This is a genomic window from Caulobacter sp. 602-1 (assembly GCF_003931565.1).
GTDB lineage: Bacteria > Pseudomonadota > Alphaproteobacteria > Caulobacterales > Caulobacteraceae > Caulobacter.
Genome location: NZ_RRYI01000007.1, coordinates 45,866 through 58,541, shown reverse-complemented (window position 1 = coordinate 58,541; position 12,676 = coordinate 45,866). Strand labels below are relative to the sequence as shown.

The following is a 12,676-nucleotide window of genomic DNA, read 5'->3' as shown; positions in this document are numbered from 1 at the left end:
GGACTCTAGATAGGCCAAAGCCGGGGCGAGGATAAATGGTCGAACGTGTGCTCAGCGAGGATCAGATCACGGCGCGGATGCCGCTGTGGTGCGCGCTGTCCGAACTGTTTCTCGACACCCAGATGCAGCGCCAGGACTACGAGGCGATCGCCCGGGCGGCGCGGGAGGGCGGCTTCTCGACGGATCAGGTCCGCGACATCTTCGAGCGCGAGGTCTTCCCTGCGCTGGCCTTCAACCTGATGCAGGTCGCGGGCGAATGGGCCGGCTTCGATGCGGATGTCCTGCGTGAGCGGATCCTGTTGGCCTTAGGCCGTCCGCAAGCGAGCCGGTTCCTGACCGGCGGTTTGAAGAAGCAGCTGATGGCTGAGGAATGGCCCCGCATCCTGGCGGTGTTGGAGGGGCGGGAGCCCAATCTCACCGAAGCGCCGGTCAAGCCCGAGCCGCCGATCCTGGCGATCGCGGCGGGCCTTCTGGTGGTGCTGGCTGGATTGGCCCTGGTCTTCGGCTGGCTCTAGAAATGGAAAATCCCGGGGCGCGTGAGCGCCCCGGGATCCGCCGCCTGAGAGACTTTTGTTGTTCTTAGATGTAGCGGCGAAGCGAACGGGCGAGCTCGGTGGCGCCGCCCTTCTTCTTGGTCTGCTGCGGCTGATAGGCCACGCGGGCGTGCTCGACGCAGTAGGGGCCTTCCGACGAGCGCCGGCCGCAGAAGGTGAAGCCTTCCGACGACGGGTCGCCGATCGGCCACTTGCACATGTGCGCGCCCAGGGTCAGCACGGTGGCCGAACCCGGCTCTTCATGCCGGAAGGCCGGCAGCGGCGCGGGGGCGGACGCCACCGGAACCGACGACGGCGCCTCGACCGGCGTCACGCGACGCGGGGCCGACGGCATGGCCTGGGCGGCCGGACGCGCCGGACGCGGAGCCTTGAACGCCGGACGCGCCGGCTGCGAGGGGGCCGCGCGGCCCGACAGGCCCAGGCGGTGCACCTTGCCGATGACGGCGTTGCGCGTGACGCCGCCCAGTTGTTTGGCGATCTGACTGGCCGAAAGGCCGTCCAGCCAGAGCTTTTTCAAGGTCGAAACCCGTTCGTCGGTCCAGCTCATAACCCGTCTCCGCCGTTTCGATGGAGGTGAAGCGCGTCCCCACGCTCCTCACCCCATATCTGGTGCTCAAACCGCCCCGCCGGCGGTCGTCCTACTAGATATCGTAAAGAATGTGTTAAGGCGCACAATAGGCGGTAACGACTCTGTCCACAGAAACAAGATGTTGATTCAGGCAAGCCCAAGCTTGCGGAAAGGCGCCCCAGGGCGCACATGGCCAAGCAACACAACGGGTTGAGCGTATGAGAGACATGGCCGACAGCGTCATTCCGCCGCAGCCGCGCGACTATCACGGCTGGAATTGGTCCGGGTTCGTCACGCTGTACCAGCGTGAAATCCGCCGATTCTGGAAGGTCGGCACCCAGACGGTGGCCGCGCCGGTGGTGACGACCCTACTCTACATGCTGGTCTTCGTGGTCGCCGTGGGCGCCAGCCGGCCGGCCGTGGGCGGGGTGACCTTCGGCCATTTCGTGGCCCCGGGCCTGATCATGATGGCGATCCTGAACAACGCCTTCGCCAATTCGTCGTCGTCGCTGATCCAGGCCAAGATGATGGGCCTGACGCCGGACTTCCTGACGCCGCCGCTGTCGGCGCTGGAGCAGGTGCTGGGCTTCGCCCTGGGCGCGGCGACGCGCGGCGTGGTGGTCGGGGCCGTCACCGCCCTGGTCATCGGCGTGCTGCCGGGCGCTGGCCTGCAGTTGGCCCACCCCTGGGCCATCGTCTATTTCGCCGTGACGGCTTCGCTGATCCTGGGCCTGGCCGGCATATTGGCCGGCCTGTGGGCCGAGAAGTTCGACCAGCTGGCGGCCGTGACCAATTTCCTGATCATGCCCATGACCTTCCTGTCGGGCACCTTCTACCTGGTCGACAAGCTGCCCGAGCCGTTCCGCTCGGCCAGCCACTTCAACCCGTTCTTCTATCTGATCGACGGCTTCCGCTACGGCTTTATCGGCCACGCCGACGGCTCGATCCTGATCGGCGTGATCAGCATGGGCGTGCTGACCGCGGGGATGTTCCTGTGGTGCTGGCGCCTGTTCGTCACGGGATATCGCCTGAAAAGCTGAGGCCCCCGTCCGGGGAAGGCTCGAAATTCATCGGTTTTTCAGCGGCCTTCATAGTCCGTTGATTGACAGGACGTCGTTCCACGGCGACAACCTGCGGCCTTCCGGTCCCCGTGCTCACGCACGGGGGCTTCTTTCCTTTTTGGGAGGCCGGTCTTGAGCACCGCGACGTCGTCCAACCCCTCGCAGCACCACATCATGGGCGTCTACAACCGCGCCCCGCTGGCGTTCGAGCGAGGCCGAGGCGCGCGCCTGTTCTCGACCGACGGCGGCGAATATCTGGACTGCGTGGCCGGTATCGCCACATGCGGCCTGGGCCACGCCCACCCGGCGCTGGTCGAGGCGCTGAAGACCCAGGGCGAGAAGCTCTGGCACGTCTCCAACATCTACACGATCCCCGAGCAGGAAACGCTGGCCGACAAGCTGTGCGCGGCCACGTTCGCCGACGTGGTGTTCTTCACCAATTCGGGCACCGAGGCGATCGAGTGCGCCCTGAAGGCCGCCCGTCGCTATCACGCGGTCAATGGCCAGGCCGACCGCATCGAGGTGATCGGTTTCGACGGCTCGTTCCACGGGCGTTCGTACGCGGCGGTCAACGCCTCGGGCAACGCCAGCTATCTGGACGGCTTCGGTCCGCGCCTGCCGGGCTTCAGCCAGTTGCCGTTCGGCGATCTGGAGGCCCTGAAGGCCGCCATCACCGACAAGACCGCCGCGGTGATCATCGAGCCGGTGCAGGGCGAGGGCGGGGCGCGCGCCCTGACCGAGGCCCAGCTGCTGGAGCTGCGCGAGATCACCCGCGAGGCCGGCGTTCTGCTGATCTATGACGAGGTCCAGAGCGGCATGGGGCGGACCGGCAAGCTGTTCGCCCACGAGTGGGCGCCGGGCAGCGAACCGGACATCATGTGCGTGGCCAAGGCCCTGGGCGGCGGTTTCCCGGTCGGCGCCTGCCTGGCCACCAACGAGGCGGCCAAGGGCATGACCCCGGGCACGCACGGCTCGACCTACGGCGGCAACCCGCTGGCCATGGCGGTCGGCATCGCGGCCTTCAGCGCGATCAACACGCCCGAACTGCTGGACAACGTGAAGACCGTCGCCGGCTACTTCACCCAGCAACTGAACGGCCTGAAGGACCGCTTCCCGGACGTGATCGTCGACATCCGCGGCAAGGGCCTGCTGATCGGCATCAAGGTTATCCCGAATAACCGCGAGTTCATGGTGATGGCGCGCGACCAGCACTTGCTGATCGCGGGGGGCGGCGACAACTGCGTGCGCCTGCTGCCGCCGCTGAACCTGACCGTCGAGGAAGCCAGCGAAGCGATCTCCAAGCTGGAAAAGGCTTGCGAAGTCGCCCGCGCCAAGGCCGCCGCCTAGGCGACAACACGTATTGGCCGCCCGCTCCAGGACACTGGGGCGGGCGGAACCGTTAGGGACATGGCCAAGATGACCACCCCCCGGCACTTCATCGACCTGTGGAAGCTGGACGGCGCGACCCTGCGCCTGCTGCTCGACGACGCCCACGCCCGCAAGGCCGCTCGCAAGGGCTGGCCGCAGGGCAAGGTCGACGCCGACGCGCCGGCCAAGGATCGCGTGCTGTCGATGATCTTCCAGAAGAACTCGACCCGCACCCGCTTCTCGTTCGACGCGGCCATGCGTCAGCTGGGCGGGTCGGCGATCATCTCGACCTCGTCGGACATGCAGCTGGGCCGGGGCGAGACCATCGAGGACACCGCCAAGGTGCTCTCGCGCATGGTCGACGCGGTGATGATCCGCGCCAACAACCACGCCGACGTCGAGCGCTTCGCCCAGGTCTCGACCGTGCCGGTGATCAACGGCCTGACCGACAAGAGCCACCCCTGCCAGATCATGGCCGACATCCTCACCATCGAGGAGCATCGCGGCCCGATCGCCGGCAAGACGATCGCCTGGGTCGGCGACGGCAACAATGTCTGCTCCAGCTTCGTCCACGCCGCGCCGCTGCTGGACTTTACGCTGAAGATCGCCTGCCCGGCGGTCTATCATGCCGATCTCCACGACCTGGCTCGCGCCGAGAGCCTGCAGGGCCGGGTCAGCATGACCACCGACGTCAAGGCCGCCGTGGCCGGCGCCGACGTCGTGGTGGCCGACACCTGGGTCTCGATGGGCGACACCGACCATGACGAGCGCCTGGCCGCGCTGGAACCCTATCAGGTCGACGACGCCCTGATGGACCTGGCGGCGAGCGACGGCGTCTTCCTGCACTGCCTGCCGGCCCACCGGGGCGAGGAAGTCACCGACGCCGTCCTGGACGGCCCGCGCTCGCTGGTCTGGGACGAGGCCGAGAACCGCATCCACGCCCAGAAGTCCGTGCTGGCCTGGGTGTTCGGGGCGATCGGGTAGGGCAGTCGGGGCGGCGCCCTCGCAATTGTCACCCCCTCATCCTATCTAGCCTCCCCATGACCGACATCGCCCCCAATCCCGGCGTCCTCGACGACGTCGTTTCCGCATTCCAGATCGAAGGCCTGCCCGTGCGCGGCCGCGTGGTCCGCCTCGGCGACGCCGTCGATCAGGTGCTGACCCGCCACGCCTATCCGGAGCCGGTCGCCAACCTGCTGGGCGAGGCCTGCGCGCTGGCCGCCTTGGTCGGCTCCAGCCTGAAGTTCGAGGGCCGCCTGATCATCCAGGCCCAGGGCGACGGTCCCGTGCGCTACGTCGTGGTCGATTACGACACCAGCGGCGGCCTGCGCGGCTATTGCCGGTTCGATCCGGAGGAGGTCGCCAAGGTCTCGGAAGGGTTCACCCGTCCCGGCGCCAAGACGCTGCTGGGCGGCGGCGTGTTCATCATGACGCTGGACCAGGGCGCCGACATGGATCGCTATCAAGGCGTCACGCCGATCGAGGGCGAGACCCTGGCCCTGTGCGCCGAGCAGTACTTCCAGCAGTCGGAGCAGACCCCGACCCGCGTGCGCCTGGCCGTGGGTCAGGTCGATGCGGGCGAGGGGCCCAAGTGGCGCGCCGGCGGCATCCTGATCCAGGTCATCGCGGGCGACCAGGCGCGCGGCGACACGCAGGACGCCTGGACGCACGTCCAGGCCCTGTTCGAGACCACCGGCGAGGACGAGCTGGTCGACCCGACCGTCTCGACCCCGACCCTGCTGTGGCGGCTGTTCAACGAGGATGGCGTGCGCCTGCTGGAGGAGAAGCCGATGCGCGCCTTCTGCCGCTGTTCGGAAGACCGGATCGGCGTGGTGATGGACTCGTTCTCGGCCGAGGAAGTGGCCGACATGGTCGAACCCGACGGCAAGATCCACGTGACCTGCGAGTACTGCTCGCGCGTCTACAAGCTGGATCCGCCGGCGGCGGCCTGAAGCCGCGGCCCAAGACGAAGAAAGCCGGCGCCCGCAAGAGCGCCGGCTTTTGCTTGTCGGGGTCCTGGAAGCCTAGTTCAGCTTCGCCGCCGCGCCCGGCAGGTGCAGCGAGAACTCCGGGATCTCGGCCTCGAACACCTCGCCCTGGTCGGTGACCATCTGATAGCTGCCCTTCATCGCGCCGGACGGCGTGGGCAGGGGGCAGTTGGAGACGTAGCGGAAGGCCTCGCGCGGCTTCAGCTCCGGCTGTTCGCCGACCACGCCGGAACCCTCGACGTCATTCACGCGGTTGAAGCCGTCGGTGATCGACCAGCGCCGCGAGATCAGGGTCACCGTCTCGGTCCCGTGGTTCTCGATCTCGACCGTGTAGGACCAAAGATAGAGACCCTGGTCGGGCGAGGATTCCTCGGCCGCGTAGGTCGCGAAGACGCGCACGACGATGTCGCGCGTGCGAGCCTCGTAGGCCGCGCCGTCCTGGCCGCGACGGCGGCGCATCCGCTGCATCGGCGGGGAGGTTTCACGCCTGATCGAGCGCACGGATCACATCTCGCTGAAGGTCGGCCAGGCTTTCCAGCCCCACGGAAAGGCGCACGCCGCCCTCGGTCACGCCCAGGGACGGACGCTGCTCCTCGGGCACCGAGCGGTGGGTGGTGGTCGGCGGGTGGGTGGCCATCGACTTGGCGTCGCCCAGGTTGTTGGAGATGTCCACGATCTCCAGCGCGTTGAGGAACTTGAAGGCCGCCTCGCGCGAGCCGAGGTCCATGGCGATCACGGTGCCGCCGCCGCTCATCTGCGCCTTGGCGACATTGTGGCCGGGATGGTCGGCGCGGAACGGATAGAGCACCCGCTGCACCTTCTTGTGCTCGGCGATGGTGTTGGACAGGGCGAAGGCGCTGTCGGCCTGACGGCGGACGCGCAGATCCAGGGTCTCGAGACCCTTCAGCATCACCCAGGCGTTGAACGGCGACAGCGACGGGCCGGTGTGGCGCAGGCTGTCGCGGTAGAACTCCTCGTTGATCGCCTCGCTGGTCAGGATGGCCCCGCCCAGCACGCGACCCTGGCCGTCGATGTGCTTGGTGGCCGAATAGACCACGACGTCGGCGCCCAACTCCAGCGGCTGCTGGAAGATCGGGGTGGCGAAGACGTTGTCGACGATGACCTTGGCGCCGACCGCATGGGCCATCTCCGAGACGGCGCGGATGTCGGTGATTTCGAGGACCGGGTTCGAGGGCGTCTCGATCAGCACGGCCTTGGTGCCCGGCCGGATCGCCGCTTCCCATGCCTTCGGGTCGGTGGCGTCGACGAAGGTGGTCTCGACGCCGAAGCGCGGCAGCCACTCGCTGATGATCCAGCGGCACGAGCCGAACAGGGCGCGGCCGGCCACCACGTGATCGCCGGCGCGGACCAGGCCCATCAGCGCCGAGTGGATCGAGGCCATGCCGGTGGCCTGGGCGCGGCACACCTCGGCGCCTTCCAGCAGGGCCAGGCGGTCCTCGAACATCTTCACGGTCGGGTTGTTGAACCGCGAATAGACGAAGCCCGGATCCTCGCCGGAGAAGCGGCGGTCGGCGCCCTCGGCGCTGTCATAGGTGAAGCCTTGGGTCAGATAGAGCGCCTCGGCGGTCTCCATGAACTGCGACCGCGCGATCCCCCCACGAATGAGCTTCGTCGCGACGTCCCAGTCTTTTGGATCCTCGGCCACGGGCCTGCCTCTCTACGCTTGAAACCGCCGGCATAAGGAGCGGCGAGGGGGGCTTGGTCAAGCCTGAACGCCCCGTCCGCGAGCGGAGAATTGTCACGGGCGAAAATCACATTGTCACGGGCGAACGGCTTTCTCTCTCGCCTTGCCTTTGTGGCGCGGTTTGGCGAGTGTCGCGCCGATGACCGACGCCCACGCCGCAGGGATTCTGCCCTGCCAGACCATCGAGGACCTGATCGCCGAAGAGGCGATCACCTCGGCCACGCCGTTCGACACCGATCAGGTGCAGCCCGCCAGCCTGGACCTGCGGCTGGGCGCGCGCGCCTGGCGTGTCCGCGCCTCGTTCCTGCCCGGCCTGGGCCGCCGTGTGGTGGAGCGTCTGAAGGACGTGGCCATGCACGAGCTGGACCTGACCAAGGGCGCGGTGCTGGAGAAGGGCTGCGTCTACATCGCCGAGCTGCAGGAGAGCCTGGCCTTGCCGGGCAACGTCTCGGCGCGCGGCAATCCCAAGAGCTCGACCGGCCGGGTGGATGTCTTCGTGCGTCTGCTGACCGACCACAGCCGCGCCTTCGACGACGTCGACGCCGGCTATGACGGCCCTCTCTACATGGAGATCGCGCCGCAGACCTTCTCGGTGCTCGTGCGGTCCGGCACGCGGCTGAACCAGCTGCGCCTTAAGCGCGGCGAACCGGCCAAGCTGTCGATCAAGAGTGTTGGCGTGGACCTGACGCCGGGCCTGAACGGCCTGGTCGGCTTCCGCGGCCGCCGTCACGCTGGCGTCGTCGACCTGGATCACGAGGACGGCCACGACCCGCGTGACTACTGGGAGCCGCTGGAGGCTCGCCATGGCGAACTGCTGCTGGATCCGGGCGAGTTCTACATCCTGGCCTCGAAGGAAAACATCGAGATCCCGGTGCTGGAAGCGGCCGAGATGACCCCGATCGACCCGTCGGTCGGCGAGTTCCGCGTCCACTATGCCGGCTTCTTCGACCCGGGCTTCGGCACCGAGGAGGCCCTGGCCACCGGCTCCAAGGGCGTGCTGGAAGTCCGCAGCCACGAGACGCCGTTCCTGCTGGAGGACGGCCAGACCGTGGCCCGGCTGGTCTATGAACCCCTGACCGCGCGCCCCGTCAGGCTGTACGGCGAAGGCGGCTCGCACTACCAGCGCCAGGGCCTGAAATTGTCCAAGCACTTCAAGGCCTGGAGCTGATCGCGCGCGCTGAGGCGTTAGGTCGCGGGGCGCGTTCACTCGCGCCTTAACCAACTCACGCTTACCTCAAGGTCCAGTATCGGTCGGGTCTTGGTGGATGTTGCGTAGCGTATTGAAGCGTCTGTCGCGTGCGGCGATCGTAGCGGGACTGGCCTGGTCGGCTGGTGTCGGCGCGGCCCACGCGGCGCCGGCGATGTGGGAAGTCCGCGACAGGGACTCGGTCGTCTATCTCTTCGGCTCGATGCACGTCCTGGGTCCGAACGTGCGCTGGCGGACCCGGGCCTTCGACCACGCCTACGCCGCCGCCGACCGGGTGTGGTTCGAGACGCGGGCCGATGTCGGCCCCGACCGGATCAAGGCTCTGGTCGATCGTTACGGAGTCGATCCCGACCGCTCCCTGACGCAGAAGCTCTCGCCGACAGCCCTGGCCACCCTGCGTCCCGTCTTGGATCGGGACGGCGTGCCGCTGGAGCGCGTCGAGCGCCTGCGGCCCTGGGCGGCGGCGATGATGCTGTCGGTGGCCCCGATGACCCGGGCCGGCGCCAGCGTCGCCAGCGGCGTCGATGTCGCCACCACCCAGCGCGCGCGGATGGCGGACAAGCCGATCGAAACCTTCGAGACGCTGGAACAGCAGCTGCGCATCTTCGCCGACCTGCCCGAGCAGGCCGAGCTGACCTATCTGGACGACGTCGCCCGCGAGCAGCTGTCGCCGCCGCGCGGCGGCGTGGACCTGGAGCGCGCCTGGCTGAAAGGCGACATCGCCCGCCTGGGCTCGGCCCTGGTCGCCCCCATGAAGGCCGACCGGCCGGCGCTCTATCAGGCCCTGCTGCTGCGGCGGAACCTGGCCTGGGCCGACCGGCTGGACGCGGCGATGCGCCTCGGACGGGGGACCGATCTCGTGGTCGTCGGCGCCTTGCACATGGCCGGAAGCGAAGGGTTGCCGGCCTTGATGAAGGCGCGCGGCTATGCCGTCCGGAGGCTGCAGTGAACCTGTCGCAGCTCCGCCGCGCGGCAACGCGCCGCACCACATCTAGTGGACACTTGGTGCGGTTACACAAATTCTAGTCCTCGTTCTCGCGGCGGCGACTCACCGAGTCGGCGGGCGGCGAGAGCGGTGAAATCTACACGGAGGCCGTCTTGGCCCGTATCGCACACGATCCGTTCCTGATCCTGCAAGGCCGCGTCGAGGCCTGGGAGCGGTGCGCGCGCATCCCCGGCTGCGACAAGGCCGTCTGGCGCCAGGACGCCAAGGGCCGGGTGATCCGCTGGGCCGACTTCGGCGATCGTTTCTCGCGCTACGGCTGGGAAGTGGTCAGCCGCCCGCGTCCAGGCGTGCTGGGCCGCGCCCTGTCGGTCAAGCGCCAGGAAGCCATCCACTGGCGCGGCCTGACCCGCGACGCGGCGCCGGCCGACCCGTTCCTGGACCGAAAGGCGGCCTGAGGCCCTTCGGAAACATCAAGCTTCTCCGTCATTTAGTCGTGCCTGCACGACAAAATGACAACTATCCTTGACATGAATGCGCTCTGATGTGACAAGTTAGCTTGTCAAATTGAGAGGGGTGCTTGTCATGGATGACGATCTGAAGCCCAAGCGAATTCAATGGACTCTGTTTTTCGCCGGCGCGGCGGCGCTGGCGGCTGTTCCGTTCTGGCTGGCGTTCGCTCGGCCGTTCGGCGGGACGGCCATGCTGGTCGCGATGTTCGTCTGGCTGCTGGTCTATATGGCCTATGTCTATGTCGGCTCATCGCGGCTGAAGGCTGGCCGGATCGGTCCCGTCATGAAGCGCTATCGCAGCCGCCTCGCCGTGGCGATGATGGCCTACTTCCTGTTCCTGATCGGCTCGTTGAGTCTGCTCCGCGGTGGCGAGATCACCGGACCGCTGCTTTGGATCGTGGCCGCCGCGCCGGCGATCCCGATCCTGGGCGTGCTGGTCGTTATGGGCCTCTATCTGAAGGAAGAGCCCGACGAGTTCGAGCGCATGATCCACGTCGAGGCGATGCTATGGGGCCTGGGCGCGGTCCTGGGCGTCAGCACTGTCTGGGGCTTCCTGAGCAACGCCGGCGTCGTTCCCTCGCCGCCGCTGTTCCTGGTCTTCCCGCTGTTCTGCCTGGCCTGGGGCTTCAGCCAGCCGATCATCCGGAGGCGGTACCAATGAAGAACCGCCTGAAGGTCCTCCGCGCCGAGCGCGACTGGAGCCAGGCCGACCTCGCCGAAAAGCTCCAGGTCTCCCGCCAGACCATCAATGCCCTGGAGACGGGCAAGTACGATCCCAGCCTGCCGCTGGCCTTCAAGATCGCTCGCCTGTTCGAGCAGCCGATCGAGGCGATCTTCCTGGACGAGGCCTGAGCCGCGGCCCTCAGGCCGGCTCGCTTCCACCGACCTTCTTTCCAACCGCGTCCGGCGCCGAGCGCCGGAGTCTTCCGCGCGCCCCTATCCTAGGAGAAAAATCATGTGCATGCTCATGCCGCGCTTCCGCTTCTTCATCATGGTGATGGCGATCCTCGCCGCCTGCGGCGTCTTCGGCCGCGCCCACGCCGCGGACCGGATCACGGTCACGGTGACGGGCAAGGGTCCCGACGTCGTCCTGATCCCGGGCCTGGCCTCGTCCGGCGCGGTCTGGGATGAGACCGTCAAGCAGCTGGCGCCGACCCACCGCGTCCATGTCGTTCAAGTCGCGGGCTTCGCCGGCGCGCCGGTGGCCGGCAACGCCGAGGGACCGGTCGTCGCGCCCCTGGTCGAGGCCGTCGACGCCTACATCAAGGCCAATCATCTGAAGTTGCCCGTCGTGGTCGGCCACTCGATGGGCGGCTTCACCGGCTTGCTTCTGGCCCGCCGTCACCCCGAGGATGTCAGCCGCCTGCTGATCGTCGACAGCCTGCCGTTCTTTTCGTCGCTGTTCTCGCCGGCCGCCACGGCCGAGAGCATGAAGCCCCAGGCGGCCGCCATGCGCGACGCCACCATCGCCATGAGCGCCGACGCCTTCGCCAGCCAGCAGGCGATGACCCTGCCGCGCATGGTCAAGTCGCCGGACGGCCAGAAGGCCGCCCTGGCCTGGTCGGTCGCCTCGTCGCAATCGGTCGTGGCTCGCGCCCTGTACGATCTGCTGACCACCGACGCCCGCGCCGACCTGCCGGCGATCAACACCCCGACCACGCTGCTCTATCCCTACGATCCGGCCATGGGCGCGCCCACGGCGATGATCGACAAGACCTATGCCGACGCCTATGCCGGCCTGCCGGGCGTGACGCTGAAGCGCATCGACGACAGCCGCCACTTCATCATGTTCGACCAGCCCAAGGCCTTCGCCGACGCGGTCGAGACCTTCTTGAAGTAGGGGGCGGCGCAGTCCAAGCATGGGGCCAACGCATCAGCGGGGGTCCCATGCTTCGTAATCTTCGTCGCCTCGCCGCCGGCCTGGCCTCGGTCCTCGCGTTCGGCTTCGCCGGGACCGCCCTGGCCGAGCCGGCGCTGTGGAAGATCCACGACGCGGACTCGACCATCTATCTGTTCGGCACGATTCATGTGCTCAAGCCCAGCACGGTCTGGCGCTCGCCCAGGATCGACAAGGCCCTGAAGGACAGCGGCGACCTGACCCTGGAGATCGTCGGCGCCGACGATCCCGCGGTGATGCAGCCGCTGGTGCTGAAATACGGCCTGGATCCGAACCAGCCGCTGTCGGGCAAGATCGACGCGGCCGCTTTCCAGAAGGCCTCGACCCTGGCCCAGGTCGGCGGCGTGCCGCCCCAGCTGTTGAACGCCATGCGGCCCTGGCTGGCGGCGGTGCAGCTGTCGCTGATCCCGGTGGTCAAGGCCGGCTACGATCCCAAGAGCGGCGTCGAGCCTATCCTGGCGGCCGAGGTCAAGGCCGCGGGCAAGCCGGAAAGCGCCTTCGAGACGCCGGAGCAGCAGATCCGCTTTTTCGCCGACCTGCCGGTCAAGACCGAGGTGGAGTTCCTGAGCTCGACCCTCGACGAGGCCGATGAGGGCGTGGACAAGATCGACAAGATGGTCGCCGCCTGGGCGGCCGGCGACATCGCGGCGCTGGAAACCGAATTCGTCACCGAGATGAAGGGCCAGTACCCCGAGCTCTACGACCTGCTGATCACCAAGCGGAACCAGAACTGGGCGGGGCAACTGAAGACCAAGCTGGCGGGCAAGGGCGTCAGTTTCGTGGCCGTCGGTTCCGGACACCTGGTGGGGCCAGACAGCGTCCAGGTCCAGCTGGCCAAGCTGGGCGTCAAGGCGGAGCGGGTGGAGTAGGGGA

15 protein-coding genes are annotated in these 12,676 nt (G+C 67.7%); 12 read left to right on the top strand and 3 right to left on the bottom strand.

Annotation, left to right across the window (positions count from 1 at the left end):
* Positions 1–35: 35 nt before the first annotated feature.
* Positions 36–515 carry a hypothetical protein gene (locus tag EIK80_RS19415; RefSeq protein WP_125158668.1) on the top strand — a complete coding sequence of 160 codons (480 nt, stop codon included), beginning with the start codon at positions 36–38 and terminating at the stop codon, positions 513–515.
* Between the two features lie 64 nt (positions 516–579).
* Here the strand turns inward: EIK80_RS19415 and gcrA are convergent, their stop codons facing one another.
* Entirely contained in the window at positions 580–1,101 is a 522-nt protein-coding gene (gcrA, locus tag EIK80_RS19410) for a cell cycle sigma 70 cofactor GcrA (RefSeq protein WP_125158667.1), read from the bottom strand.
* Between the two features lie 239 nt (positions 1,102–1,340).
* Between gcrA and EIK80_RS19405 the strand changes: the two genes are divergently transcribed.
* The 4 genes from EIK80_RS19405 to EIK80_RS19390 all read left to right on the top strand — a co-directional run bounded on the left by EIK80_RS19405 (position 1,341) and on the right by EIK80_RS19390 (position 5,503).
* Positions 1,341–2,162: an ABC transporter permease gene (locus EIK80_RS19405; protein ID WP_125158666.1), complete on the top strand. Its 822-nt coding sequence runs from the start codon at positions 1,341–1,343 to the stop codon at positions 2,160–2,162.
* A 153-nt stretch (positions 2,163–2,315) separates the two neighbouring features.
* Positions 2,316–3,530 (top strand): aspartate aminotransferase family protein, encoded by a 1,215-nt coding sequence (locus tag EIK80_RS19400; protein WP_125158665.1) that lies wholly within the window; start codon positions 2,316–2,318, stop codon positions 3,528–3,530.
* A gap of 69 nt (positions 3,531–3,599) precedes the next feature.
* Positions 3,600–4,535, top strand: a complete 936-nt coding sequence (argF, locus tag EIK80_RS19395) for an ornithine carbamoyltransferase (RefSeq protein ID WP_125158664.1) — start codon at positions 3,600–3,602, stop codon at positions 4,533–4,535.
* 56 nt (positions 4,536–4,591) lie between these two features.
* A complete protein-coding gene (locus EIK80_RS19390) occupies positions 4,592–5,503 on the top strand; it encodes an Hsp33 family molecular chaperone (protein ID WP_125158663.1) in 912 nt (303 codons plus the stop codon).
* A 72-nt stretch (positions 5,504–5,575) separates the two neighbouring features.
* On the opposite strand, the gene apaG is transcribed toward EIK80_RS19390, so the two are convergent.
* Positions 5,576–6,040 (bottom strand): Co2+/Mg2+ efflux protein ApaG, encoded by a 465-nt coding sequence (gene apaG / locus EIK80_RS19385; protein ID WP_125158662.1) that lies wholly within the window; start codon positions 6,038–6,040, stop codon positions 5,576–5,578.
* Positions 6,021–7,205: an O-succinylhomoserine sulfhydrylase gene (gene metZ, locus EIK80_RS19380; RefSeq protein ID WP_125158661.1), complete on the bottom strand. Its 1,185-nt coding sequence runs from the start codon at positions 7,203–7,205 to the stop codon at positions 6,021–6,023. The genes apaG and metZ overlap by 20 nt, the downstream gene beginning before the upstream one ends.
* Before the next feature lie 178 nt (positions 7,206–7,383).
* Here metZ and EIK80_RS19375 point away from each other — a divergent pair, with 178 nt between their 5' ends.
* From EIK80_RS19375 to EIK80_RS19345, 7 genes are all read left to right on the top strand, one after another.
* Positions 7,384–8,412: a 2'-deoxycytidine 5'-triphosphate deaminase gene (locus EIK80_RS19375; protein WP_125158660.1), complete on the top strand. Its 1,029-nt coding sequence runs from the start codon at positions 7,384–7,386 to the stop codon at positions 8,410–8,412.
* Positions 8,413–8,524: 112 nt separating this feature from the next.
* Positions 8,525–9,400 carry a TraB/GumN family protein gene (locus tag EIK80_RS19370; protein ID WP_233586887.1) on the top strand — a complete coding sequence of 292 codons (876 nt, stop codon included), beginning with the start codon at positions 8,525–8,527 and terminating at the stop codon, positions 9,398–9,400.
* Between the two features lie 149 nt (positions 9,401–9,549).
* Positions 9,550–9,852, top strand: coding sequence for a hypothetical protein (locus EIK80_RS19365; protein ID WP_125158658.1), 303 nt, complete (start codon positions 9,550–9,552; stop codon positions 9,850–9,852).
* A gap of 127 nt (positions 9,853–9,979) precedes the next feature.
* The gene (locus tag EIK80_RS19360; RefSeq protein WP_125158657.1) at positions 9,980–10,567 is read left to right on the top strand and encodes a hypothetical protein; all 588 of its coding nucleotides are present in this window, start codon (positions 9,980–9,982) and stop codon (positions 10,565–10,567) included.
* Positions 10,564–10,758, top strand: coding sequence for a helix-turn-helix transcriptional regulator (locus EIK80_RS19355; protein WP_125158656.1), 195 nt, complete (start codon positions 10,564–10,566; stop codon positions 10,756–10,758). The genes EIK80_RS19360 and EIK80_RS19355 overlap by 4 nt, the downstream gene beginning before the upstream one ends.
* Positions 10,759–10,861: 103 nt before the next feature.
* Positions 10,862–11,746: an alpha/beta fold hydrolase gene (locus EIK80_RS19350; RefSeq protein WP_125158655.1), complete on the top strand. Its 885-nt coding sequence runs from the start codon at positions 10,862–10,864 to the stop codon at positions 11,744–11,746.
* 47 nt (positions 11,747–11,793) lie between these two features.
* Positions 11,794–12,672, top strand: coding sequence for a TraB/GumN family protein (locus EIK80_RS19345; protein WP_125158654.1), 879 nt, complete (start codon positions 11,794–11,796; stop codon positions 12,670–12,672).
* Positions 12,673–12,676: the final 4 nt, after the last annotated feature.